The organism is Halomonas sp. EF61 (assembly GCF_040147045.1).
Taxonomy (GTDB): domain Bacteria; phylum Pseudomonadota; class Gammaproteobacteria; order Pseudomonadales; family Halomonadaceae; genus Halomonas; species Halomonas litopenaei.
The window spans coordinates 839,797-862,946 of the sequence record NZ_JAMSHM010000001.1 but is presented as its reverse complement, the minus strand read 5'-3'; the positions used below and the strand labels follow the sequence as shown (position 1 = coordinate 862,946).

At 65.2% G+C, this 23,150-nt stretch carries 22 protein-coding genes; 10 read left to right on the top strand and 12 right to left on the bottom strand.

Features of this window, described 5'->3' with window-relative positions:
• Positions 1 to 53 precede the first annotated feature (53 nt).
• From NFI08_RS03790 to NFI08_RS03775, 4 genes are all read right to left on the bottom strand, one after another.
• On the bottom strand, positions 54 to 1,355 hold the full coding sequence (locus NFI08_RS03790) for a TRAP transporter large permease (RefSeq protein WP_108132151.1): 1,302 nt from the start codon (positions 1,353 to 1,355) through the stop codon (positions 54 to 56).
• Complete coding sequence (locus NFI08_RS03785) at positions 1,352 to 2,080, bottom strand: TRAP transporter small permease subunit (RefSeq protein ID WP_222516384.1); 729 nt, start codon at positions 2,078 to 2,080, stop codon at positions 1,352 to 1,354. Before NFI08_RS03785 ends, NFI08_RS03790 begins: the two co-directional genes overlap by 4 nt.
• Positions 2,081 to 2,154: 74 nt before the next feature.
• Positions 2,155 to 3,228, bottom strand: coding sequence for a TRAP transporter substrate-binding protein (locus tag NFI08_RS03780; protein WP_108132153.1), 1,074 nt, complete (start codon positions 3,226 to 3,228; stop codon positions 2,155 to 2,157).
• Between the two features lie 76 nt (positions 3,229 to 3,304).
• The gene (locus tag NFI08_RS03775; RefSeq protein ID WP_108132154.1) at positions 3,305 to 4,039 is read right to left on the bottom strand and encodes a maleate cis-trans isomerase family protein; all 735 of its coding nucleotides are present in this window, start codon (positions 4,037 to 4,039) and stop codon (positions 3,305 to 3,307) included.
• Between the two features lie 436 nt (positions 4,040 to 4,475).
• Here NFI08_RS03775 and NFI08_RS03770 point away from each other — a divergent pair, with 436 nt between their 5' ends.
• The 8 genes from NFI08_RS03770 (at position 4,476) to NFI08_RS03735 (ending at position 11,897) form a co-directional block, all read left to right on the top strand.
• On the top strand, positions 4,476 to 5,183 hold the full coding sequence (locus NFI08_RS03770) for a GntR family transcriptional regulator (protein WP_349587303.1): 708 nt from the start codon (positions 4,476 to 4,478) through the stop codon (positions 5,181 to 5,183).
• Between the two features lie 478 nt (positions 5,184 to 5,661).
• Positions 5,662 to 6,657, top strand: a complete 996-nt coding sequence (locus NFI08_RS03765) for a TRAP transporter substrate-binding protein (RefSeq protein ID WP_349587300.1) — start codon at positions 5,662 to 5,664, stop codon at positions 6,655 to 6,657.
• A complete protein-coding gene (locus NFI08_RS03760; protein ID WP_052704322.1) occupies positions 6,654 to 7,229 on the top strand; it encodes a TRAP transporter small permease in 576 nt (191 codons plus the stop codon). The genes NFI08_RS03765 and NFI08_RS03760 overlap by 4 nt, the downstream gene beginning before the upstream one ends.
• Positions 7,226 to 8,506, top strand: coding sequence for a TRAP transporter large permease (locus NFI08_RS03755; RefSeq protein ID WP_349587296.1), 1,281 nt, complete (start codon positions 7,226 to 7,228; stop codon positions 8,504 to 8,506). Before NFI08_RS03760 ends, NFI08_RS03755 begins: the two co-directional genes overlap by 4 nt.
• Positions 8,507 to 8,663: 157 nt before the next feature.
• Positions 8,664 to 9,407, top strand: a complete 744-nt coding sequence (locus NFI08_RS03750; RefSeq protein ID WP_045992402.1) for an aspartate/glutamate racemase family protein — start codon at positions 8,664 to 8,666, stop codon at positions 9,405 to 9,407.
• Positions 9,408 to 9,468: 61 nt separating this feature from the next.
• A complete protein-coding gene (locus tag NFI08_RS03745) occupies positions 9,469 to 10,668 on the top strand; it encodes a serine hydrolase domain-containing protein (RefSeq protein WP_349587293.1) in 1,200 nt (399 codons plus the stop codon).
• 73 nt (positions 10,669 to 10,741) lie between these two features.
• Entirely contained in the window at positions 10,742 to 11,464 is a 723-nt protein-coding gene (locus NFI08_RS03740; protein ID WP_108132156.1) for a GntR family transcriptional regulator, read from the top strand.
• Positions 11,465 to 11,618: 154 nt separating this feature from the next.
• Positions 11,619 to 11,897: a hypothetical protein gene (locus NFI08_RS03735; RefSeq protein WP_045992400.1), complete on the top strand. Its 279-nt coding sequence runs from the start codon at positions 11,619 to 11,621 to the stop codon at positions 11,895 to 11,897.
• Here the strand turns inward: NFI08_RS03735 and NFI08_RS03730 are convergent.
• Positions 11,868 to 13,037, bottom strand: a complete 1,170-nt coding sequence (locus NFI08_RS03730) for a C45 family autoproteolytic acyltransferase/hydrolase (RefSeq protein ID WP_349587289.1) — start codon at positions 13,035 to 13,037, stop codon at positions 11,868 to 11,870. The two genes, NFI08_RS03735 and NFI08_RS03730, sit on opposite strands and share 30 nt — an antisense overlap.
• Positions 13,038 to 13,311: 274 nt before the next feature.
• On the opposite strand from NFI08_RS03730, the gene NFI08_RS03725 reads away from it, so the two are divergent.
• A complete protein-coding gene (locus NFI08_RS03725) occupies positions 13,312 to 13,545 on the top strand; it encodes a hypothetical protein (protein WP_045992398.1) in 234 nt (77 codons plus the stop codon).
• Positions 13,546 to 13,632: 87 nt separating this feature from the next.
• Here NFI08_RS03725 and NFI08_RS03720 read toward each other — a convergent pair whose 3' ends face one another.
• Together NFI08_RS03720 and NFI08_RS03715 are read right to left on the bottom strand one after the other, a co-directional pair.
• Positions 13,633 to 14,886, bottom strand: a complete 1,254-nt coding sequence (locus NFI08_RS03720; protein ID WP_045992397.1) for a dicarboxylate/amino acid:cation symporter — start codon at positions 14,884 to 14,886, stop codon at positions 13,633 to 13,635.
• Positions 14,887 to 15,124: 238 nt separating this feature from the next.
• The gene (locus NFI08_RS03715) at positions 15,125 to 15,898 is read right to left on the bottom strand and encodes a dienelactone hydrolase family protein (protein ID WP_222568742.1); all 774 of its coding nucleotides are present in this window, start codon (positions 15,896 to 15,898) and stop codon (positions 15,125 to 15,127) included.
• A gap of 251 nt (positions 15,899 to 16,149) precedes the next feature.
• On the opposite strand from NFI08_RS03715, the gene NFI08_RS03710 reads away from it, so the two are divergent.
• Positions 16,150 to 17,355: an ABC transporter substrate-binding protein gene (locus tag NFI08_RS03710; RefSeq protein WP_045992395.1), complete on the top strand. Its 1,206-nt coding sequence runs from the start codon at positions 16,150 to 16,152 to the stop codon at positions 17,353 to 17,355.
• 312 nt (positions 17,356 to 17,667) lie between these two features.
• Here NFI08_RS03710 and NFI08_RS03705 read toward each other — a convergent pair whose 3' ends face one another.
• From NFI08_RS03705 to NFI08_RS03685, 5 genes are all read right to left on the bottom strand, one after another.
• Positions 17,668 to 18,984, bottom strand: a complete 1,317-nt coding sequence (locus NFI08_RS03705) for a branched-chain amino acid ABC transporter permease (RefSeq protein WP_045992394.1) — start codon at positions 18,982 to 18,984, stop codon at positions 17,668 to 17,670.
• Positions 18,984 to 19,988 (bottom strand): branched-chain amino acid ABC transporter permease, encoded by a 1,005-nt coding sequence (locus NFI08_RS03700; protein WP_045992393.1) that lies wholly within the window; start codon positions 19,986 to 19,988, stop codon positions 18,984 to 18,986. The genes NFI08_RS03705 and NFI08_RS03700 overlap by 1 nt, the downstream gene beginning before the upstream one ends.
• A gap of 28 nt (positions 19,989 to 20,016) precedes the next feature.
• Entirely contained in the window at positions 20,017 to 20,721 is a 705-nt protein-coding gene (locus tag NFI08_RS03695; protein ID WP_045992392.1) for an ABC transporter ATP-binding protein, read from the bottom strand.
• A 108-nt stretch (positions 20,722 to 20,829) separates the two neighbouring features.
• Complete coding sequence (locus tag NFI08_RS03690) at positions 20,830 to 21,600, bottom strand: ABC transporter ATP-binding protein (protein ID WP_045992391.1); 771 nt, start codon at positions 21,598 to 21,600, stop codon at positions 20,830 to 20,832.
• An 88-nt stretch (positions 21,601 to 21,688) separates the two neighbouring features.
• Complete coding sequence (locus NFI08_RS03685; protein ID WP_045992390.1) at positions 21,689 to 23,134, bottom strand: sodium-dependent transporter; 1,446 nt, start codon at positions 23,132 to 23,134, stop codon at positions 21,689 to 21,691.
• Positions 23,135 to 23,150 lie beyond the last annotated feature (16 nt).

Below are 23,150 nucleotides of genomic sequence, written 5' to 3'. Positions count from 1 at the left end.
GTTATTCGTTGTTGTTCAGGTGCTTGGTGCCAAGGCGTGGCGGATATCGCCGATCATCCCATCACCCCCGGCAGCCACAGCACGATGGCCGGCCATGCGGTGATCAGGGCGACGAAGGCGAGCATCACCGCGAGGAAGGGCAGGCTGCCGATCATCACGTCGACGATCGAGCCGCGTCCGCGCACCCCCTGCACCACGTAGAGGTTCATGCCGATGGGCGGGGTGATCAACGAGATTTCCATCATGATCACCAGAAATACGCCGAACCACACCGGATCGAAGCCGAACTGCACCACCATGGGCACCACGATGGGTACGGTGGCGATCATCATCGACAGGGTCTCGAGAAAGCAGCCCAGCACCAGGTAGAACACCACCAGTGCCAGGATCAGCCCCAGCGGCGACAGCCCCAGTTCCGATACCCACTGGGTCAGGGCGAAGGGGATGCCGAGGATGCCGACGATATAATTGAGAAAGAACGCCGCAGAGATGATCAGCATGATCATGGCGGTGGTGCGTGCCATGGACAGAAAGCACTCGTGAAGCATGGCGATGGTCAGCTTGCGGTTGAGCGCCGCGAGCAGTAGTGCTGCCACCACCCCCAGGGCGGCGGCCTCGGTGGGGGTCGCCCAGCCGCTGTAGATGCTGCCGATGACGATGGCGAAGACGAACGCCGGTGGCAGCAGATCGACCAGCGAGCGCAGACGTTGGGCCAGCGGCACCCGCGGCTCGCGCTCGCCGGCGACCCCGGGGCGCAGCAGGCTCATGCCCATGATGACCAGCATGAAGGTGGCCGCCAGGGCAAGCCCGGGTACGATACCGGCGATAAACAGGGCGCCGATGGAGGTGTTGGTGATCGCCCCGTAGATGATCATGTTGATGCTGGGCGGAATCAGGATGCCGAGCGTCGCCCCGGCGGCCAGGGTGCCCAGCGCCAGGCGCTCGCTGTAGCCGCGCTCGGCGAAGGCCGGCAGGGCCACGGTGCCGATGGTGGCGGCGGTGGCCACCGACGAGCCGGACATGGCGGCGAACACCGATGAGGCGCCGATGTTGGTGTGCAGCAGACCGCCCGGCAGGCGGTTGAGCCACACCGACAGCGCCGAGTACATGCGCTCGGTGATGCCGGCCCGCAGCAGCAGCTCGCCGAGCAGGATAAACAGCGGAATGGCGGTCAGGATGAAGTCGTTGAGGGTGCCCCACAACAGGTCGCCGAAGGAGAACAGCAGCGGGGTACCCAGGTAGAGCATGGCGCCGAGGGCGGCGGTGGTGAAGATGGCCACCGCCACATGGATGCCCAGCGCCATCATGGAAATCATCAGGCCAAAGCCCAGCAGTACCTCGGTGACGGAGATCATGGTGTCTTCTCCCGGCCGGCTATCTGGCCATCCGCCGAATGGCCAGGCGAGCCACTCTTCGCGCCAACATAGTGGCGACGCGCTTCGTCGAGCTCGTCATCGGCGCTGAGCGGGTCGCAGCCGGCGTTGAGCGCGCCGATCTGGCCGCGCGTTAGCTGGACTCCGGCCCGGACGGCGGCTCGCAGGGTGACGATGGCGAACACCGAAAGCCCGATCAGCCACAGCGACTGGGGGATCCACAGCGGGGTCTGCAGTGGGGTGCTGGCCAGGCTGGAGAATTCCAGGGTCTCGCCCAGGGTCGCGCCCGCCCGCCACAGCATAAACAGCGAAAACACGCACAACAGCACCAGCGCCACCAGGTTGAGCAGGGCGCGCAGCCGGGGCGGCAGTCGCGTCAGCAGGACGTCGACCCGGGTATGGGCGCGCTGGGTCAGGGCGAAGGCGAAGCTGAAGGCGACACCGATAGCCAGCACATAGCCACCGATCTCGTCGACCCCCTGCAGCGAGAAGGCGAAGAACTTGCGCGCCAGCACCTCGAAGGTGATCAGCGCAGACAGCAACAGCGCGCCGTAGCCGGCGGCCAGAGCGGCACCGCGGGACAGACGGGCAAGTCCCCGGTCGAGCCGGGAGTCCGGTGATACAGCCATCGATGCGGCAGCGGATGCAGCGCCGGGCGATCTGGCGTCGGGTGGCGAATGCGCACCGGAGGGACGGGAATCGGACATCGGGATGCTCCTGGGGACGGGGCCGCCGCATGGGCGGCCCCTGGTCGTGGGCGACAGGGTCGATCAGCCGCCGCTCAGGGCGCGCTGGCGCTCAGGCCGGTGACCTCGCCGACGCTTGCGTTCCACAGCGCGGTGCACTCGGGGTAGCGGGCGTCGCAGGTCTCCGCCCACACCGGCAGCACCGCCTCGGAGGTGATCTGTTCGATGCGCGCGCGGGAGTCCTCGTCGATGTCCACCAGGGTCATGTCGTAGGCGGTGTGGTTCTCGCAGCTCGGCTGACCGGTATTGCAGGCGATGGCATCGTCGTTGACGGTGTAGGCCAGGTCCCACATCTGGTCCTCGAGGCGGGCGAAGGCCTCGCTCAGCGACGCCTGCTGCTCGGCGTCGAAGCCGTTCCAGGTGTCCAGGTTCATGAAGTGGCCCTGCACCGAGTAGGACAACGGCAGCGGTACGAAGTGATCGGTCACTTCCGGCCACTTTCCGTTGCTGCCGGCCGACGGTGCGGTCACTCCGCAGTCGGCGACGCCGCGCTGCAGCGCCAGGTAGACCTCGCTGAACTGTAGCGTCACCGGCACCGCGCCGAGTCCTTCCACCAGCCGTGACATCGACGGCGTGAACACCCGCACCTTCTTGCCAGCCAGGTCGTCGGCACCGTTGATGTCACCGTTGCAGAACATCATCTGCGGGCCGAATGGCCACAGCGTCATCAGCTTGGCGTTGAAGCGTTCCTGCAGGCGGGCGTCGAAGTCGGCGCGGAAGGCGTCCACCGCCTCGCGCTGCTGGTCCAGGTCGGCGGTGACCCCGGCCAGGTCGATGCCCTCGAAGAACGGCTCGTCGCGGGAGGCCATGCCGATCTGCACCGACATCACGTCGAAGGCACCGGAGCGTATGTTGCGCAGGGCGTCCGCGGCTTCCACGCCGATGGCGTCCATCGGGTTGTAGCTCACCGCCAGGTCGTCACGGGCATCGAGCTCGGCGAAGAAGGGCCGCTCCACGTTGTCCACGTGAAGCTTGTTGCCGGAGAAATTGCCGGCCACTCGCAGCAGGGTTTCGGCCTGGGCCTGGCTGGTGGCCACCAGCAGGGGGGCGGCGATCAGGGCGCCGAGGGTAAGCCGGCGGGTCGCCGTCACGAGGGTGGGAGTCGTCATGGGAGAACCTCATCTTGTTGTTGGTGGTTGTTGCAGGTGCTGATGTTGCTGTTGCTGTCGAGAGGGGCAGGGGGTGTCAGCCGAGCCGAGGGTCGTGAAACAGCTGGCCCCAGCCGTTGATGGCGCTGGGGTCCTGGCCTGCCAGCAGCAGGCTCTTCCACACGGTGACGCTGACCGAGTCGTAGATGGGGATGCCGAGCTCTCGCTCCAGCTCCTCGACGATGCCGGCCCCGCGCAGGTTGGTGCACAGGATGGTGATCGCCTCCGGCTCTGCTCGGGCGACCTCGCGGACCATCTCGGCCAGGGTCTGCTCATCGTATTCGGAGAACGAGAAGTTGCCGCGGTCGTTGAGGTGACGCTCGGCCACCACCTCGACTCCTTCACGCCGGTAGTTGTCGACGATGGCGGTCTGGATGTCGTCAAGGTACGGGGTGACCAGCCCTAGACGCTTGACCCCGGTGCGCTCGAGCACCTCGTTGAGCGCCAGCACGCTGCTGGTCGCCGGTATGCCGGTGGCTTCGGTGATGGCGGCGCACAGGCGGCGGTCGGCGTCGAACCCGAGCCAGCTCGAGGAGGTGCCATTCCAGGCGATCACGTCCATGCGGGCATCGCTGAGCAGGCGGGCGGCGTCAAGCTGTGGTGCGGGGTCGAACTGGGCCAGGGCCGCCTCGCTCAGCGAGATTTCCTTGACCGTGAAGCGCTGAAAGTGGGCACTGACCGCTGGCATGAGGTCTCGCAGGATGGCGCTGGTGTAGGGCTCCAGCACGGTGTTCGACGAGGGGGTCAGCATTCCGAGAAGGGTGCGTTGCATGGGCGTGGCGATCCTGTGCAAGGTCGTGTTGTTGTTGTGTGTGGCGCGCCCCGGAGGTGGATCGGCGGTGGCCGGTCTTGCCTGTGGCGCGCTACACTGGATCTTGAAAGAAATTCGGAATTCCAAATTTCTACGACCTTTTCAGCATTGCATAACGTCGAGTTTTTGCAAGTACACTGCATCAATCGCCATGACATCTTGCTGTGAAGGTGGCATTGAACACCTGGCGACCGTCGTGGAATCCGCGCCTTGGGATCTTCGATGGGGTGTGGAAACAACTTTGATTTCAGCGCTTTGTTGAGTGCTGGTGGTCGATGGTCGGCGTGCTGAGCAGTGGGTGCCCGCTCCAGGGCGCTGTGGGCTGAAGCGACGCCCCAGTCCTCCGCAAGCAGCCAGCATGAGCACCCAGGAGCACCGAGGAGCAAAAGGAGCCGCCATGAACGAGTCCCTGGATCAGGACGTGCTGTCACCGCCTCGCCCGGCGCCGCTCAAGCGCTCGAGCCTTTACGAGGCGGTGGCCGAGCGCCTGCGCGAAATGGTACTGGAAGGAGAGCTGGCCCCCGGCAGCCGGATCGCGGAAAAACCCCTGTGCGAGGCCTTTGGGGTGTCGCCGACGCCACTGCGCCAGGCGCTCAAGGTGCTGGCCAGCGAAGGCCTGGTCGAGATGCTGCCCCATCGTGGGGCCCGGGTGACCAGGGTGGATCGTGACGAGGTACGTGATCTGTTCGAGGTCATGGCGGCACTGGAATCGCTGGCGGGCAACCTGCTGGCGGTGCGCGCCTCTGACGCCGACATCGCCGAGATTCGCGGACTCCATGACGAGATGATGGGCTATTTCGCGGACAATCAGCGCAAGCGCTACTTTGCCCTCAATCAACGCATTCACCAGCGTCTGGCGGACCTGTCCGGCAATCGGGTGCTGAAGGACCTGGAGCAATCGCTGACGTTGCGTATCACCCGGGCGCGCTACATGGCCAACCTGGACGCCAGCCGCTGGGAGGAGTCCGCTCGCGAGCACAGCTACTTCGTCGAGGCGCTTGAGGCGCGGGACGCCCAGGCGCTGTCCGAGGCCCTGAGCCTGCATATGCGCAAGACCGGCCAGGCCGTGCTGCAGGGGCTGCCCGACAACGCTGGCGACGACTGACCGCGAGCGTTGCCTGGCGCGGGGCCGGAGGTGCTGGCCGCGCCGTCCCCCGAACCCTTTCTGCCGAACGCTTTCTCCCGAACGCTTTTTCCCAAACCTTTGCCCTCGAGCCCCTTTTCCCAGGGCTCTTTTCCCTTCGAGCCCCCCCTCAAGCTCTGCATCAAGGGGCTTGGGTGCACTGCTCCTTGCTACCGGACACTCCCCGCCGTGCACGGCTTGCCACCCATGGTTCGCCACCCATGGTTCGCCACCCACGGCTCGGCGCCCGGAAGATCTCCTGTCGCATGGCCCCCTCATGTCATAAGTCGCTTCATACTGGATTGGAAAACAACAACTATTTGATAAATAAAGTGTTTAAAAAAAATAGTATTCAAGATTTGGAATTCTTGAGTGTGTTCGACTAAGGTCAAAGCAGGTGGGCTCGCTTGAGCGTTCCATCACCGATTCCTTACCCAATACCAACAACAAGGATTGCGACATGACGACTCCCTCCCGTCTTTCCCTGCTGGGTGCCGGCGCGCTGGCCCTGGGTCTTTGCACACCGCTGCTGGCCCAGGCAGAAGACCTGCGCTTTGGCGGCAACTTCACCGATGATCACTCCAGCAGTCGCGCCATGGCGCGCTTCGCCGAGACCCTGGCGGAGCAGAGCGATGGCGATCTGACAGCCCAGCTGTTCCCCAACATGCAGCTTGGCGGTGCCGGCGAGAATCTCGATCAGGTCAGTTCCGGCGCCATCATGGGCACCTGGATCGGCATCTCCTACCTGTCGCGTACCGTGCCGGAACTCGAGGCGCTGAGCCTGCCGTTCGCCTTCGACAGCCGCGAGGACGCTTTTGCGCTGATCGACGGCGAGGTCGGCGAGCTGCTCGACGAGAAACTGGCCGAGGCCGGGTTCGTGGCGCTGGGCTACATGGAACTCGGCTTCCGCCACGTCACCAACGCCGAGCGGCCGCTTGAGTCGATCGAGGACTTTCAGGACCTGAAGATCCGCCTGCAGCCCAACCAGACCCACCTGGACACCTTCCGCGCCATCGGTGCCAATCCGGTGTCGATGGACATCAAGGAGGTCTACGGCGCGCTGCAGCAGGGGGTACTCGATGGTCAGGAGAACCCCTACAGCATCATCGAGACCAAGCGGCTGGACGAGGTGCAGCCGTACCTGTCCGATACCGGCCACTTCTACGACTACATCGTGGTGGTCGCCAATCGCGACAAGTTCGAGGACCTGAGCGATGACCAGCGTGCCACCCTGATGGCGGCCATGGACGAGGCGGTGGCCTGGCAGCGTGAGACCGCGGCGGCCGAGGATACCCAGGCCCGCGATACCCTGATCGAGCGCGGCATGCAGTTCACCCCGATCAGCGACGAGACCCGCGCGGCCCTGCGCGAGGCCAGCCAGAGCGTAGTGGATGATCTGCGCGAAAAACTCGGCGCTGAGCTGGTCGACAAGGTGCTCGAGGAGCTGGGGGCATGACACGGGCCTGGCAACGCCTGGAGGCCCACGCGGGCCATCCGGTTCGGCGCCATTTCCTGCATCTGCTGGCGTGGCTGGACCGTGGCTCCTACTACGCCATCCTGCTGGCCATGGGCCTGATGACGGTGCTGGTGTGCGCCCAGGTGGTGGCACGCTACCTGCTCGGCACCAGCATCGACTCCGCCGATGAGCTGTCCCGGTTGTGCTTTGTGTGGGCGATCTTTCTGGCCATTCCCCACGGTATCAAGAGTGGCATCCACGTCGGTATCGATGCCCTTGTCAGCCACTTGCCCGCCGGCGCCCAGCGCCGGCTGGCCCAGCTGATGGCGGCGTTGGGGGTGGTACTGATGGTGATCCTGGGGGTGGTGGGAACCGGTGCGGTGATCGACAAGTGGCCGCAGCTGATGCCAACCATGCCGATCACTGCGGCGGTGTTCTATATCGCGGTGCTGATCTCGGCGATCCACTGTGCGCTGCATCTGATCGCCCAGTGCCTTGAGCTTGAGCCGCTGCCTTCCGCCCCGGCTGGACCCGACTCAGGCCATGACCGAGGTGAGGAGGTGCGCCCATGACCCTGGCGATTATTCTGAGCTTTGCGGTACTGGCGCTTCTGCGTATGCCGCTGGCCTTTGCCCTGGGCCTTGCCTCGCTGGTGGGGCTGGTCGTCGGCGGCATGGACCTGGCGGTGCTGCCACAGCGCATGATGCACTCGGTGGACAGCTTTCCACTGATGGCGATTCCGCTGTTCATGCTGGCCGGCGAGTTGATGGTGGCGGCGGGGATCCTTCAGCGCCTGGTCGACTTCGCCAACTCGTTGATCGGCCGCGTCCACGGTGGGCTCGCCCACGTGGCGATCGTCGCCGGCATGGTGCTGGCGGCGGTCAGCGGGGCGGCGGTGGCCAGTGCCAGCGCCCTGGGCAGTTCGCTGGTGCCGTCCATGCGTCAGCAGTACGACACCGGCTACAGCAGCGCGGTGGTTGCCTCGGCGGCCAACCTGGGGGCGATCATCCCGCCCAGCAACGCGATGATCGTCTACGCCTTGATGGCCGGCTCCAGCGTCTCGGTAGGCGGGCTGTTCATGGCGGGTATCGTGCCGGGACTGGTGCTGGCGCTGGGCTTCATGGGCCTGGCCAGCTTCCTGTCGATGCGCCGTGGCTATCCGCTGGCCGGCGGAGTCATCGGGCTGCGCCACGTGCTGGTGCAGACCTGGCGGGCGCTGCCCATTCTGCTGATGCCGATCGTCGTGGTCGGCGGCATCGTCGCTGGTGCCTTCACCCCGACGGAGGGGGCCGGCATCGCCGTGCTCTACGCGCTGGTGATCGGCTTCTTCGTCACCCGCCAGCTACGCCTGTCGCACCTGCCGCGGGCGATGTTCAACGCCGCGGTCACCGCCGCCATGGTGGGGGCGCTGATCGCCTTCGCCTCGACCATGACCTTTGCCTTCACCATCGATCTGGTGCCGATGCGTCTGACCAGCGCCCTGCAGGGGCTGACCAGCGACCCGCTGATGTTCCTGCTGCTGGTGATGGGGCTGTTGATCCTGGTCGGCATGTTCGTCGAGTCCAATGCCGCCTACATCATGCTGGTGCCTCTGCTGGCGCCGATCGCGCTGTCCTACGGCATCGATCCGCTGCTGTTCGGCTTTCTGTTCGTGATGAACCTGGTGGTGGTCATGATGACGCCGCCGGTGGGGGTACTGCTGTTCGTGATGTGCGGCATCTCCAATATCAGCCTGAACGAGCTGATGAAGAGCGCCTGGCCCTTCATCGTCTTCCAGTACGTGGTGCTGGTGGCGTGTATCGCCTTCCCCTCGCTGGTCACCTGGCTGCCGCGGGCACTGGGGTACTGAATGATCGAGGTACTGAATGATCGAGGTACTGAATGATCGAGGTACTGACGTCTGAGGTACTGGCGACTGAAGTACGGCATCGACCGAACGACAAGCTACGAAAAGGCCGAGGTGTCGCATCCGGCGCCTCGGACCGGCCCACTACAAAGAGACTGCCATGAAGCTTCTGGTCATCAATCCCAATATCTCAGACGACGTCAGCGCGCTGATCGAGCGTGAAGCACGGGCGAGCCTGCGCCCGGGCAGCGAGCTGAGCATCGCCACCGCGCCCTTCGGTGTGGCCTATATCGAGACCCGCGCCGAGGCGCTGATCGGCGGCTATGCGACCCTGGGTCTCGCCGCCGAGCGCTACCCCGGCCACGACGCCGTGGTGGTGGCCGCCTTCGGCGATCCCGGTCTGCCCGCGTTGCGCGAGGCCCTGCCGATCCCGGTGGTGGGGCTGACCGAAGCGGCGCTGATGAGCGCCTGTCAGTACGGCGGGCGTTTCTCGATCATCGCCATCTCCCAGCGCATCCAGGCCTGGTACCGCGAAACCGTGGACAGCTACGGCCTGGGCTCGCGGCTGGCCAGCATCCGCGCCCTGGACGAACCCCTTGCGGCCATCGGTAGTGTGCAGCAGGACCAGGGCGGGCGCCTGATCGAGCTGGCCGAACAGGCGGTCAGAGAGGACGGCGCCGACGTGCTGATCCTGGCCGGGGCCCCGCTGGCGGGGTTGGCCCGCCAGGTCGCCGCCGAGCTGCCGGTGCCGGCGCTGGACGGCGTGACCTGCGCCATCACCCAGGCCCAGGCGCTGGTCGATCTCGGTCGCGCCAAGGCCACCGTCGGCAGCTACGCCGCGCCCCCCGACAAGCCGCACAAGGGCTTGAGCAGGGAGCTGGCAACGCTGATCGGCCGGCGCTGACCCTCCGCTACTGTCACCCTGGCAGGCATCACCACAACAAGTACAACAACGAGGTATCACCATGCACCTTCAGTTTCCTGCATCTGTTTCCAGATTTGCCCACGGTCGTCGTTCCCTCACAGGACTCGTCGCCGCCACCCTGCTGTGCGGTTCACTCGGTGCCACCGCGAACGCCAGTGACCTGCCAAGTGCCGCACCCAGCGAAGTGGGAGTGGATGCGGCCCCGCTGAGCGAGCTGTCGTCGTGGCTCGACGCCCAGGGCTACGACGTGCGCAGCCTGATGGTGGTCAAGGACGGCCAGGTCATCATGGAACGCTATACCCAGGATCTCGGCAGGCAGCACAACTATGAGCTCTACTCGGTGACCAAGACGGTGACCGCGCTGCTGGCGGGTCTGCTGATCGAGGAGGGCAAGATCACCCTGGACGCCAGTGTGGCCGATGTCATCGCTACCCTGCGCCCCGATCTGGCCGAGCGTGTCGCCGACAAGGAGGAGGTCACTCTGGCGCACCTGCTGTCGATGTCCTCTGGGCTTGCTTATGACTTCGATCCGGAAGGTGACCCCATCTACTACGGGGCCGAGGATCGCCTGGCGTTGATCGCCGACACCCCGGTTGCGTGGGAACCCGGCAGCGCTTTCGACTACACCGACGTCAATCCGGTATTCGCCGCCGCCATGCTCGAGGCCGCTGCCGGTGAGCCTCTTGCCGAATACGCCGAGCGGCGACTGTTCGAGCCCCTTGGTATGGAGAACGCGAGCTGGCAGCGAGCCGATGACAAGGGATTGGTGTCGGCAGGCTGGGGGTTGAGGCTCAGATCCATGGATCTGGCCAAGCTGGGCCAATTGCTGATCGACCAGGGGCGCTTTGATGGCGAGCAGATCGTGCCTGAGGGCTGGATCGCACAGATGACGACTCCTCGCGCCGCGCGAGACTTTGGCTACTACCTGTGGCTTGGCCATATCGTCGATACCACGCCGAGCTTCGACATGATGGGATTCAAGGGCCAGTTCGTGACGGCGCTGCCCGAGCGTGACGCTGTGGTCGTGATGACCGCGATGCTGCCGATCGACGGTGGGCTGCGCCATTCGAAGAACGTGCGCATCTTCCGTAACGTGGTCAATGACTATGTGTTGCCGGCGCTGGACGGTGAAGGCTCCGCCGAAGCCGACGCAGCACTCGAGGACGAGGTGGCGGCGCGTGCCTCGAGCACCCCGACGCCGGGTGTGTTCGTCGACCCGACCGACGAACCGCAGTCCTGAAGGGGATGTCGGGCCCGGGGCAGGCGATATACTCTGGGCCTTTCTCTCCTTCAATTTTCCAGGGTCCATGCCCATGACGTCGACAACCGACGACGCCACCGTCGCTTCACCCTCCGATAGAGGCGCGCGTCAGCGAGCGCCTCACCGCCGCCGCATCCAGGCGCCGTCCCTGGCCGATGAAGCCTACGACCTGCTCAAGGGGCTGATCGTCCACGGTGAGCTGGCCCCGGGGGAGCGTCTGCTGGAGCCGGCTCTGTGTCGGCGTCTGGGCATCTCGCGCACGCCCCTGCGTGATGCCTTGAACCAACTGGCGGGCGAAGGCCTGGTGACCCTGCGGCGCAATCGCAACGCCCTGGTCACCCTGCTTGATGGTGACGAACTGCGTCATCTGTTCGAGGTCGAGGCCGGGCTCGAGGCCATGGCGGTAGAACTGGCGGCCGGGCGCATGACAGAGACCGAGCTCAAGCGGCTGGCCTCACTGCAGACTCGCCTGGAAAAGCAGCACGCCAAGGGCGATCGCGACGGCTACTTCGCCACCAATACCCGTATCCACGCGCTGCTGGTCGAGGCGGCGCGCAATCCGGTGCTGGTGGAAACCCACCAGCGCCTGCTGGGTCGGTTGGAGCGGGCGCGTTATCTGGCGCTGAATCGCCTCGGCCGCTGGCAGGAGTCCACCGATGAGCATCGCGCCATCCTCGATGCCTTGATCGCCAGGGACGCCGACCTTGCCCGCCGCCACATGCACGAACACGTCATGCACACCGGTGTCGCCATCAGCGCCTTGCTGACACGCTGAGTCCTGCGACAGACACGGCGACGGTCGCCTGCTTCTTCTGGTCGCTGAACAGCGATGATCAGGTCGAGCCTTGACAGGCCATCCAAACACGACCATATTGCAAACGTTAATGATTCTCATTGTTTTGGGCTATCAGCGTCTGCAGGAGGTCATCATGTCCTATCGCATCAAGACCGCGCTTCACGGAGCCAACCCGACCCTCGAGATCTTCGACGTCAGCTCGGGCTCCATGCGCATGGCGTGGGAGTACCCGAAGGAGGTGGGCAGCGAAGAGAAGGATCCCGAGCTTGCCTCGCTGCGCCGAGAGGAGGCGATCCACGAGCTGTTTCGGCGGCTGTTTCTGCTGACCACCGAACAGTACCTGAAAGGCGAACTCGGCAGGGACGGAAGCGAGGCGTCAGGGTCACACGGCGGTGGGCACAAGGCGCATTGAATGGGTGGTCTGGCAGGGCTTGCCGTGGCGTAGCCACAGCACCTTGTCGGTCAGGTCCATGACCACGCTGAACAGCGTTTCCATCCGCTCGGCTTCAGCGACGCTCGGGTCGAAGTGACGACACAGGCTGTCCTCGCCGGGGGAGTGGTCGCCGAGCAGGTCGAACAACCGCTCGGCGTCGAGGGTGGCGCTCTCGTTGGGGGCTGTGCTCGTTGTACCCCGTTCGTCCGCAGCCAATTCATCCGCACCCGAGTCACCCATGCCCAGGTCGTCGAGCAGTTGCCCGACCAGCGCGTCGAGACGACTCAGGCGGGACCAGGAGTCCGGCTTGGGGAAGTCCTCGACCCAGTGGGTGGCGGTGTCACTGACGAGGTGATTGGTATGGGTGACGACCCCGCGAGCCGGTGCGATGGTTCCCGGTTGCCCGGGGTGAACCTCGAGCCCTTCCGCCTGGCCGCTGCCGTCGGCCAGCAGGAAGTGGGCGGGTGCACAGACACCGTCGTGGGCGATTTGCCGGGCGGCGTCGAGGGTCTCGCACTCGAGCATGGCGCGCAGGGCGATATGGATCGGCAGACCCTCGCCACAGGTCGCCGAGCGGATGGCATTGAGTCCGACTCCGACGCCATTGGCGTTGAGTCCTATCTTGCCGACCATGCCGGCCTCGCCCACGCTGATCAACGGCGGCGCGCCGGGAGCCTGGATCTCGAGGATCACCAGATGGTCGAGTTGGTCGGCGCGCCAGTCCCAGTTCTGGGCGAGCCACTGGCGGCCGGCGTGATAGAGCGAAAAGGCCGAGCAGCCACCGCCGGCGCGGGTCAGCGACACCTCGCTGCGACAGTTGAGGGTAAGCACGTCGGCCAGATCACCGCCGATGCCCTGGGCGATGCCGTCTAGCTCCTCGAGAATGGCCGGGTAGCGCCGCTCGATCATCGGCAGGAAGCGTTCGGCGTCGCGTCGCGCCTCGTGCCAGTGCAGGCCCGCCAGGTCATGAAACAGTCGGTCGTAGACGTCGATGCTGGCAAGGATCGCCTCACGGTGCTGACTGCCGTGGGCACGACCGATGTCGAGGCGGCTGCCGGAGAGCCTGGTGGGTGTCAACGACGAGCAGGAGGGGGTGGGAGAGGACGTGGAGGGGGTCATGAAGTGCTCCCTGCGATCGAAGCGGCTGGCGCCGGGTCGCTGACATGGGTGGATATCCCATCAGCGTAGCAGTTCTGCGCTTGGCATGGCGTCGTAGAGGTGGCAGTCGAGGTGTCTTGGATGAATTTTAATATATTGATATCGTTCAGTTTTTACACGATTCGCTACCCTTCTCGACAATTCCTGGCGAGACTCCCACAGAGCGTTTCACTTTATTAGTCTGCGAAGTTGTATGCTGCCAGAGAGCCTTACCGGCCATCTCAGGAGACACAACATGAAGACCAGAAACGCGCTGCTCGTATTGGCCCTCTTGGCCCTGCCGTTGTCCGCTCAGGCAGGTGTTGTCGACGGCAAGATTGCCAAGCTGGCTGAGCCGCTGGCCCCTGCAGAAGGGCCCTGCGCCAATCATCACACCACTTACTGCGCGGCTGAACACGCTGGTGCCACGCAGGATGCCGACTTCGACGCCCGCGAGACGGCAAGCCAGGAGCAACAGGGCCACAGCTGAAAGCGATGATGCTGGCGGAACCCTGAACGACGATGCCCCGGCCAACTGGCCGGGGCATCGTCGTCTGGCAGGGGCTCGGGGGGCTGGTCAGGTCTTGTTGGCGGCGTTGTAGACGTTCTCGTCGAGTTCGCCTTCGCTCTTGCCGACCAGGGTGGTGACCATCAGGTCTCCGGCCACGTTGACGCTGGTACGGGCCATGTCGAGGATGCGATCGACGCCGGCGACCACCGCCAGGGCTTCCAGCGGCAGGCCGATCTGGGCCATGACGATGGACAGCATCACCAGGCCTGCGCCCGGGACACCGGCGGTGCCGATGGACGCCAGGGTACCGGTGACGATGATCATGCCGTAGTCGGCCAGGCTCAGGTCGACGCCGATCAACTGAGCGATGAATACCGCCACCACCCCCTGATAGATGGCGGTGCCGTCCATGTTGATGGTGGCGCCCACCGGCAGCACGAAGCCGGCGACACCCTCGGACACGCCGAGGTTCTTCGTCGCGCAGCGCAGCGAGACCGGCAGGGTGCCGGACGAGGACGCCGACGAATAGGCCACCACCAGGGCATCGAGGATGCCCTGCAGGTAGCGCACCGGATTGAGACGACCGAGCAGCGACAGCAGACCGGAGTAGACCACCAGCACGTGGACGACGCTGGCCAGGTAGGCCACGCCGATCACCTTGACCAGGGGCAGCAGCACCTCGGCGCCGTAGCTGCCGGCGACGTGGGCGATCAGACCGAACACGCCGAAGGGCGCCAGCGCCATCACCAGGCTGGTCAGCTTGACCATGGCCTCGGCGAAGCTTTCGAACACCTTGACCACCGGCTCGCCCTTCTCGCCGATCAGGGTCAGCGAAACACCGAGGCCAATGGCGAACACGATGATCTGCAGGATATTGCCGCTGGCCAGGGCGTCCACCGGGTTCTGGGGCACCAGGCCGACCACGATCTGCACCAGGCTGGGGGCTTCCTTGGCCGCGTCTGGGTTGGCCTCGAAGGTCATGTCGAGGCCAACGCCAGGCTGAAACAGCCAGGAGGCGGCCAGGCCGATGGCGATGGCGAAGGCGGTGGTGACCAGATACAGCGCGATGGTCCGCGCGCCGATGCGGCCCATCTTCTGGGGGTCACGCATGGCGGTGATACCGACCACCAGGGTAGAGAACACCAGCGGCACGATCAGCATCTTGATGGCGCTGATGAAGATGTCACCGATGGGCTTGAACACGCTGGCGCTTTCGCCCATCAGGGTGCCGACGAGGACACCCAGGGCGAGGCCGACCAGGATCTTCTGCCATAGCGGGATACGGCGCCACAGGCCGGGGGAACGATCGGGGGTGGACATGGGGAGGCTCCAGAAGGACAGGGTGGATGGCCTGCCGTGCAAGGTGGGAAGACGCGATACCCATCGATAGCCAGCAAAATGTTCTCGTTGACTGCTATCGAATGGGCGATCGGCACGATGGAGGCGGATTCTACCGAATAATCTGCCTCGGTGTTTTCATCCGTTGCACACCTTCTGGTGCTCAGAGGCCACCTGGGCGCGGCTTCCAGGTGGCCGGGCTGTTGACGACGCTAGCGGTTCAGCCCTGATCCTGCTGTTCCAGGGCGCGCCGCAGCAGCTGGTGGAAGGCCGCCCAGGAGGCCTGGTCGGCCCGAGCCTGGTAGCGATCGCTGCCAAATACCGTGAAGGCGTGGGGAGCACCGGAGTAGACCTGGATCTCGTAGGGGGCGCCAGCCGCCTCCAGTTCCTCGGACAGCGCCGCCACTTGGTCCATGCCGATGGAGGCGTCGGCACCACCGTGGGCGACCAGGATCGGTGGCGTATCGGCGGAGTAGCCCTGGCCTTCCGGTGTGTCGAGGCCGCCGTGGAAGGTAGCGAAACCACGCACACCTTCGTCGGCGTTGGCGCGGGCCATCTCCAGCACCACGGCGCCACCGAAGCAGTAGCCCATCACCACGGTGTCTTCGCCGGCGCCCTGTTCACGGGCCTGGGTCAGCCCCGCCAGGGTCAGCCGGCGCATGCGTTCACGGTCATCGTAGAGCACCGCCATCTCGGCCTTGCGCGCGTCGATCTCCTCGGGGCGGTTGCCGGCGCCGTAGAGGTCGACGGCGAAGGCGTCGTAGCCCGCCTCGGCGAGCATGTCGGCACGCTTTCTTTCATAGTCGGTGAGGCCATCCCAGTCGTGGATGATCAGCACGCTGCCCTTGGAAGAGGACGCGGCGGGGGCGAAATAGCCCTGGAAGGCTTCACCGTCCACCTGGTAGTCAACGTTTTGTCCGGCCATGGCGCCGGCGCTGGCGAGAACAGAGCCGAGACCGATCAGGGCAGGGGCGAGCAGGGCGCAACGAGACATGGTGTGCTCCTTGGCGAGTGAGGGGCGTTGGCCCTGCCAGATGGCAGGGCCTGTGCTGAGTATAGAAGCCTGGCCACAGACGCCAGTCCTGAACCCCGTCTTGTTGCATCCAGCCGGCCTAGCGTTGGCGGCGGGGACTTGAGTTTTCCCCGGCGGCCTTCCAGATTGGGGGTATGAAGATCGAGTGGGCGAGCCGCGGCTGACCGCGCTCGTCTCGGCTTCATCTCAGGACAACCAGAGCGAGACCAACAATCATGAAAAAGCGCGTACTGGCGACCGCCGTGGCTGCAACCACCCTGGCGGTCGGCTCCATGGCCCACGCAGAGGTCAAGATCGGGTTTCTCGGCGGCTTCACCGGGGGGATCGAGAGCCTGACGCCGCCGATCTACGACGGCGCCCAGCTGGCGGTTGACCATATCAACAACCAGGGTGGCATCCTCGATGGCCAGGACGTGGTGATGCCGACCGGCGACACCACCTGCGGCGACGCTTCGGCGGCGTCCAACGCGGCTGACCGCATGGTCAACACCGAGCAGGTCACCGCCATCGTTGGCGCGCTGTGTACCGGTGCCACCATCGCCGCGGCCAACAACGCGGCGATTCCGGGAGGCGTGACCATGGTGTCTCCGGCCTCCACGGCGCCGGCGGTCACCGACCTCGACGACAATGACCTGGTGTTCCGCACCGTGCCCTCCGATGCCTTCCAGGGCGAGATGCTGGCCAAGTTGCTGATCGACAAGGGCATTGAGGAAGTCGCCGTCACCTACGTCAACAACGACTACGGACGCGGCCTGTCCGACGCCTTCAGCTCGGCCTTCGAGGATGGCGGCGGCAGCGTGCTGGAAAACCTCGCCCACGAGGACAACCGTGCCGACTACCGCAGCGAACTCGGCACCCTGTCGGCCACCGGCGCCCAGACCCTGGTGGTACTCGCCTACGCCGACACCTCCGGCCAGACGGTGGTGCGCCAGGCCTACGAGAGCGGCATGTTCACCCAGTACGTGGGGGCCGATGGCATGGTCGGCGACAGCCTGGTCGAGGCCATCGGCGCCGACGTGCTCGACGGCATGATCGCCACCCGTCCGGGCAGCCCGGATCTTCCCGGCACCGAGATCTTCACTGAACTGGCCAACAACGCCGACATCGACCCCACCGCCGTATTCGCCGCCCAGGCCTACGATGCGGCCTTCCTGCTGGGGCTGGCCATCCAGCAGAACGGCAGTGCCGAGCGCGAGGGTGTGTCTGAGGCGCTGCGCAGCGTGTCCTCTCCCCCCGGTGAGGTCATCCTGCCCGGTGAGTGGGAGAAGGCGGTGGAGCTGATCGCGGCGGGGACCGAGATCAACTATGAAGGCGCCTCCGGTACCCAGGACTTCGACGACAACGGCGATGTGCCTGGTGTGGTACAGGAAATGGCCGTGGAAAACGGCACTTTTACCGGCAAGGGCTTTGTTGAATAGCCGCCATGACGTAAAGTAAGGCGAGTCGTCGACGGACGACAACGCATCCGGGCGGTCGCCTCCGCCCAATGACCGCGCCAATGCTCGCAACAGAGGCGCTCAAGGAAAGCCCCCGGCCATCTGGCTGGGGGCTTTATCGTTGGTAGGGGCCTGTCATTGGCGTCGAGCTGGCGATGTCGTGCGAGATGGCCAGTGATGGGGCAAGAGGCGTGAGAGGCGGGCCCTGGCGACCCTGGGCCGCCAGGATGAGACCATCAGTGACGACGACCGGCGTCAGGCACTGTCCGCAGTAGCGGTGTCGACGGACACGCCTCAGTCATGGTGCTTGACCTTCTCCGGCAGCAGCCCTTTGGGGGCGACGCGCAGCACCACCGTGATCAACAGCCCGATGACGAATACCCTTGCCTGCAGGGCTCGGCTTTCCAGGTTGCTGGGTAGCTCCCAGCCGAAGCTGGCCTGGCCGAAGTGGGCGATCAACTCCATCACGTAGAGCGCCAGCGGCTCTGACATGATCCAGATGATGTACACCGCCACCGCGCCGAACAGGGTACCGAGATTGTTGCCCGGCCCACCCAGGATGACCATCACCAGCACCAGGAAGGTGTGGTTGAGCGGCAGGTAGCCGTTGGGGTCGAAGATGCTGTTGAAGCTGCCGAGTGCCGCGCCGCCGAGGCCCATCAGCACGCAGCCCAGCACGAAGATCTCGAGCCGGCGGCGATTGATGTCCTTGCCCATGGCGGCAGATGACACCTCGTTGTCGCGAATCGCCCGGATCATGCGGCCCCAGGGGGCGTTGTAGGCTCGGTTGAGCAAAAAGAAGATGCCCAGGATCATCACCGCCGTCACCGACAGATAGAGCGCCCGCGCCAGGGTGAAGCCGACCTCGCCGGGATCGGGTACCGGCCACGGCAGCGGCGACACGGTAGCGGTGCCACGGGTCAGCCAGTCAGAGTTCTTGAGAAAGGCCTTGATGATCTCGGCGATGCCCAGGGTGGCGATGGCCAGATAGTCGCTGCGAAGCCCCAGGCAGACGTGGCCGATAAAGTAGCCGATACCGCCGGCCAGCGCTCCGCCGACCACCCAGCCGACCCACACCGGCAGGCCGAACCCGCCGATGAAGCCCATCTGGCTTTCGATGGCGTCGGTGACCTCGCGCAGTTCACTGATCACCACCATGTAGACGACGAGGCCGATCACCACGGTGATCAGGGTGCGCAGCCAGGACGGCACGCCCAGACGAGTCATGCGCGACAGCGCGAATACCAGCGCGATGCCGACGGCCAGATACCCCAGCACCTTGGCCAGCTCACCGGGCAGCGGGCTATCCCAGAAGGCCGGATTGACCGGCACGCTGAAGGTCATGGCGCAGAAGCCGCCGAGGGCGACGAAGCCCATGACGCCTGCGTTGAACTGGCCGGCGTAGCCCCACTGGATGGTCAGGCCCAGGGCCAGGATGGCGTAGCAGCTGGCTTCCACCAGCATGCGTGTCGAATAGGCCGAACCCATGGCCATGTAGACCGCGCCGACGGCGACGGCGAGGACCACCAGGAGGCTGAGTTCGCGCACCGGAAAGCGGCTCTGGGGCGCGGTGTTGGCGTCGTCGCGGCGATGAAAGTTGTTGGTCGTCATCAGATCACCTTGCCCTTGAAGATGCCGGTGGGGCGCCACACCAGGATGGCGACGAGGATGAAGAAGGGCACCACGATCTTGTACTCGGTGCCGACGAAGGCCAGGTTACTGGGCAGCTCGAGCCACTCGGGCAGGCTGTCGCTGAAGGGCCGCAGCAGCACCCGCCAGTTGAACACCGCCAGGGTCTCGGCGAAGCCCACCACGAAGCCTCCGGCGATGGCACCGAAGGGGTGGCCAACACCGCCGACGATGGCGGCGGCGAAGATCGGCAGCAGCAGGTGGAAGCTCAAGTCCGGCTTGAACGTCACGTCCATCGACAGCAGGGTGCCAGCGATGGCGGCCAGGCCACCGACGATCACCCAGGTCACGGCGACGATGGTGTTGGTGTTGATGCCCGATGCCCGGGCCAGGTCCGGGTTGTCGGACATGGCGCGCATGGCCTTGCCGAGCCGGGTACGCGACAGAAACAGCTGCAGCCCGATCACCGCCACCAGGGTCAGCACGAACAGATAGATCTGCGGCTCGGTGATCACCACCGGCACCCGGGCGCCCTCGAAGGGCAGCGCCAGGCGGAAGATCTCCTTGCGGTCATCGACGTACAGGCTCTGGCCGCCGGTGCCCGAGAACAGCCGGATCAGGCCCTGCAGCATCAGGGTCACGCCGAGGGAGCCGATGACCATCACGATCGGTTTGACGCCGTGGGCGCGCAGCGGCTTGTAGAAGGCCTTGTCGATGCCCACCGCCAGCGCCGCCGTCAGCACCATGGCCAGCGGCAGCATGACGATGGCGGTGGGCACACCGATGACGTCGCCGGCATGGGGGAACAGCGTCGCCAGCAGCAGCACCATGAAGGCGCCGAAGGTCATCATGTCGGCGTGGGCGAAGTGGGCAAAGCGCATGATGCTGAAGACCAGCGTCACGCCCACCGCGCCGATGGCGTAGATCGACCCGGTGACGCTGCCGGCGATCAGCACGTTGTTGATGAAGAACACGAATTCGTTCAAGGCGATATCTCCGCGCTAGGACTCGGCGTCAGCCGCCGAGGAAGCTCTTGGCCACGTCAGGATCGGCAAGCAGCGCCTGCCCCGTGTCGGTGAAGCGGTTCTGGCCGGCGGCCAGCACGAAGCCCTTGTCGGCGATGGCCAGGGCCTGCTTGGCGTTCTGCTCCACCATCAGGATGCCGACGCCGGCGGCGTTGACTTCCTTGACCCGGTCGAAGATCTCGTACATGTACTTGGGCGACAGCCCTGCAGTCGGCTCGTCGAGCAGCAGTAGTTCGGGCTCGGCCATCAGCGCTCGGCCCATGGCCACCATCTGGCGCTGGCCACCGGACAGCTCGCCGGCGGGCTGATGACGCTTTTCGTGAAGGGGCGGGAAGAATTCGTAGACCTTGGACAGCATGCGTTTCACGTTTCCCGGCTTGAGGAAGGCCCCCATCTCGAGGTTTTCCTTGACCGTCAGGCTGGGAAAGACGTTGTGCTCCTGGGGCACGAAGCCCATGCCCAGTTCTACCAGGCGGTTGGTGGGCAGGTTCTGGATCGGTTCACCGCGCAGCAGGATATCGCCCTGGGTCACGTTCAACTGGCCGAAGATGGCCTTGAGCATGGTCGACTTGCCGGCGCCGTTGGGGCCGACGATGACGCCGATCTGGTCGGCCTCGATGGCCATGTCCACCCCGTTGAGGATGTTCATGCCGCCATAGCCGCCGTGCACCTCGCGTGCATCGAGTAGAGGCATAGTCCTGTTCTCTGCATAAGAGCGCCTGTCGCGCCCTGGTTGTTGTTATCGCCGCGCCTGCAACGGGAGGGTGCCCCGGGTGGCGCGGTGTCTGTTGCCGGGCCGCTGTCAGGCCGCGCCGGCGCCGAAATAGGCTTCGATGACCTCGGGGTTGTTCTGGATTTCCTCGATGGAGCCCTCGACCATCACCGAGCCCTGGGCCAGCACGATCACCGGATCGCACAGTCTGGCGATCATGTCCATGTCGTGCTCGATGACCAGGAAGGTGTAGCCGAACTCGCGGTTCATCCGTTCGATATTGCCGATCAGGTCCCCCAGCAGGGTGCGGTTGACCCCGGCGGCGATCTCGTCGAGCAGCACCACCCGAGCGTCGGTCATCATGGTGCGGCCGAGCTCCAGAAGCTTCTTCTGGCCACCGGAGAGGTTGCCTGCCAGCTCGTTGCGCACATGATTGAGGCCGATGAACTCGATCACCTCCTGGGCCCGGCGCTTGACCTCGGCCTCCTGTGCTCGCACCGCCTTCGGCGCGAACCAGGCCTTGGCCAGGGACTCCCCGGGCTGGTCCGGGGGCACCATCATCAGGTTTTCCAGGGCGGTGAGCTGGGAGAACTCGTGGGCGATCTGGAAGGTGCGCAACAGGCCCTTGTGAAACAGCTCGTTGGCCGGACGATTGGTGATGTCCTCGCCGTCCAGCAGGATCTGCCCGGAATCCAGCGGCAGGGCGCCTGCGATGATGTTGAACAGGGTCGACTTGCCCGCACCGTTGGGGCCGATCAGACCGGTGACGGAGCCTTCCTCGACCTGAATCGAACAGTCGTTGATGACGTGAAGGCCGCCGAAGGCCTTGTTGACGTGTCGTACATCGATGATGGCTGACATCTTGGGTCCCGCCGTGTTGTCTATTGTCGTTGTTGCGTTGTTGCGTTGGTGTCGTTGCGGTCTTGATTGTCGGGCTTCCCGACGTCCCTCAGCCGCTGGCGGCGTGCTGCTCGGCCATCAGCCGGTAGGCGGCGAAGGCGCCTACCAGTACGCAGGCACCGATGGTCGGCAGCCAGTAGCCCTGGACATAGGGCAGGGCCCGCAGAAAGACGAAGGCGACCCCGGTCGGCGCGATGAAGCGCACCAGAAACCGCCACAGCCTGAGCCAGCTGGAGCGGGTGTGCATTTCCTTCATCGATTCGGACTGGGTCAGCGACCAGCCGGCGAACAGCGCCACCAGCAGGCCGCACAGGGGCAGCGTGATGTGGGTCACCAGTTCCAGCACGGCGAAGGCGCTGCGACCGAACACGTCATGCACGGGGCTGGCCTCGGCCCAGACGTTGAAACTCGCCACCGTGGCGAGCCCCAGCCCCCAGGCCAGCACCGACACCAGGGCTACCGCCAGTACGCGACTGAGGTCGAAGCGCTCGACCAGATAGGCCGCGACCGGCTCGATCAGCGAGATCGCCGAGCTGATCGCGGCCCCCAGTACCAGCACGAAGAAGATGGCGCCGACCAGCGAGCCTGAAGGCATCACCGAGAATGCCAGCGGCAGTGACACGAACATCAGTCCCGGCCCTTCGTCGGCGGCGAGTCCTGCGCCGAACACCAGGGCGAAGATCGCCAGCCCCGCGATTACCGCCACCAGGGTGTCGATCAGGGCGATGGCGAAGGCGGTCAGGGTCAGCGAGGTCTCGCTGGGCATGTAGGCGCCATAGGCCATGATCGCGCCCATCCCCAGACTCAGCGTGAAGAACGACTGCCCCATCGCCTCGAGCCAGCCTTCCAGGCTCAACTCGGACAGCGAGAAGGACAGCATGAAGCGACTGGCTGCCGCCATGTCGCCGCTGGTCGCGGCGTAGAACAGCACCACCAGCAGAATGACCAGCAGGGTCGGCATCAGGATGCGCAGGGCACTCTCCAGTCCACGATGGACACCCCGGGCGACGATGTAGGCGCAGATGGCGAGAAACAGCGTGTGGTAGAGCGTCAGCTTCAGCGGCGATGCGATCAGGTTGGCAAAGTTGTCGGCCAGCATGGCGGCGTCGGCGTCGCGCAGTGACCCGGTCAGCATCTCGCCAAGATAGTGCAGCGCCCAGCCGCTGATCACCGAGTAGAAGCTCAGGATCAGCAGCGCGGACAGGCCACCGAGCCAGCCGATGGTCTCCCAGGCGCGGGAGGTGCGATGACAACGGGTGAGAAAGCGCATGCCCATGATCGGGCAGCGCCGGCTGTTGCGCCCAAGCATGATCTCGGCGATCAAAATCGGTATGCCGACGGCAAAGACGCACAGCACGTAGACCAGCAGAAAGGCGCCACCACCGTGCTCGCCGGCCAGGTAGGGAAAGCGCCAGAGGTTACCCAGGCCCACCGCCGAGCCGACCGCGGCCAGCAGGAAGGTGCCTTTGTGGGTCCAGATGTTATCGCTGCTCATGGGGCTTCCGTCGACA

Bases quoted from the DNA above. Each gene is read 5' to 3' on its own strand.
- NFI08_RS03765 (WP_349587300.1), top strand. From the start codon at position 5,662: ATGACGACTCCCTCCCGTCTTTCCCTGCTGGGTGCCGGCGCGCTGGCC.
- NFI08_RS03785 (WP_222516384.1), bottom strand. From the start codon at position 2,080: ATGTCCGATTCCCGTCCCTCCGGTGCGCATTCGCCACCCGACGCCAGA.
- NFI08_RS03690 (WP_045992391.1), bottom strand. From the start codon at position 21,600: ATGTCAGCCATCATCGATGTACGACACGTCAACAAGGCCTTCGGCGGC.
- NFI08_RS03715 (WP_222568742.1), bottom strand. From the start codon at position 15,898: ATGTCTCGTTGCGCCCTGCTCGCCCCTGCCCTGATCGGTCTCGGCTCT.
- NFI08_RS03720 (WP_045992397.1), bottom strand. From the start codon at position 14,886: ATGTCCACCCCCGATCGTTCCCCCGGCCTGTGGCGCCGTATCCCGCTA.
- NFI08_RS03705 (WP_045992394.1), bottom strand. From the start codon at position 18,984: ATGACGACCAACAACTTTCATCGCCGCGACGACGCCAACACCGCGCCC.
- NFI08_RS03745 (WP_349587293.1), top strand. From the start codon at position 9,469: ATGCACCTTCAGTTTCCTGCATCTGTTTCCAGATTTGCCCACGGTCGT.
- NFI08_RS03730 (WP_349587289.1), bottom strand. From the start codon at position 13,037: ATGACCCCCTCCACGTCCTCTCCCACCCCCTCCTGCTCGTCGTTGACA.
- NFI08_RS03770 (WP_349587303.1), top strand. From the start codon at position 4,476: ATGAACGAGTCCCTGGATCAGGACGTGCTGTCACCGCCTCGCCCGGCG.
- NFI08_RS03725 (WP_045992398.1), top strand. From the start codon at position 13,312: ATGAAGACCAGAAACGCGCTGCTCGTATTGGCCCTCTTGGCCCTGCCG.
- NFI08_RS03735 (WP_045992400.1), top strand. From the start codon at position 11,619: ATGTCCTATCGCATCAAGACCGCGCTTCACGGAGCCAACCCGACCCTC.
- NFI08_RS03780 (WP_108132153.1), bottom strand. From the start codon at position 3,228: ATGACGACTCCCACCCTCGTGACGGCGACCCGCCGGCTTACCCTCGGC.
- NFI08_RS03755 (WP_349587296.1), top strand. From the start codon at position 7,226: ATGACCCTGGCGATTATTCTGAGCTTTGCGGTACTGGCGCTTCTGCGT.
- NFI08_RS03740 (WP_108132156.1), top strand. From the start codon at position 10,742: ATGACGTCGACAACCGACGACGCCACCGTCGCTTCACCCTCCGATAGA.
- NFI08_RS03790 (WP_108132151.1), bottom strand. From the start codon at position 1,355: ATGATCTCCGTCACCGAGGTACTGCTGGGCTTTGGCCTGATGATTTCC.
- NFI08_RS03750 (WP_045992402.1), top strand. From the start codon at position 8,664: ATGAAGCTTCTGGTCATCAATCCCAATATCTCAGACGACGTCAGCGCG.
- NFI08_RS03695 (WP_045992392.1), bottom strand. From the start codon at position 20,721: ATGCCTCTACTCGATGCACGCGAGGTGCACGGCGGCTATGGCGGCATG.
- NFI08_RS03685 (WP_045992390.1), bottom strand. From the start codon at position 23,134: ATGAGCAGCGATAACATCTGGACCCACAAAGGCACCTTCCTGCTGGCC.
- NFI08_RS03775 (WP_108132154.1), bottom strand. From the start codon at position 4,039: ATGCAACGCACCCTTCTCGGAATGCTGACCCCCTCGTCGAACACCGTG.
- NFI08_RS03760 (WP_052704322.1), top strand. From the start codon at position 6,654: ATGACACGGGCCTGGCAACGCCTGGAGGCCCACGCGGGCCATCCGGTT.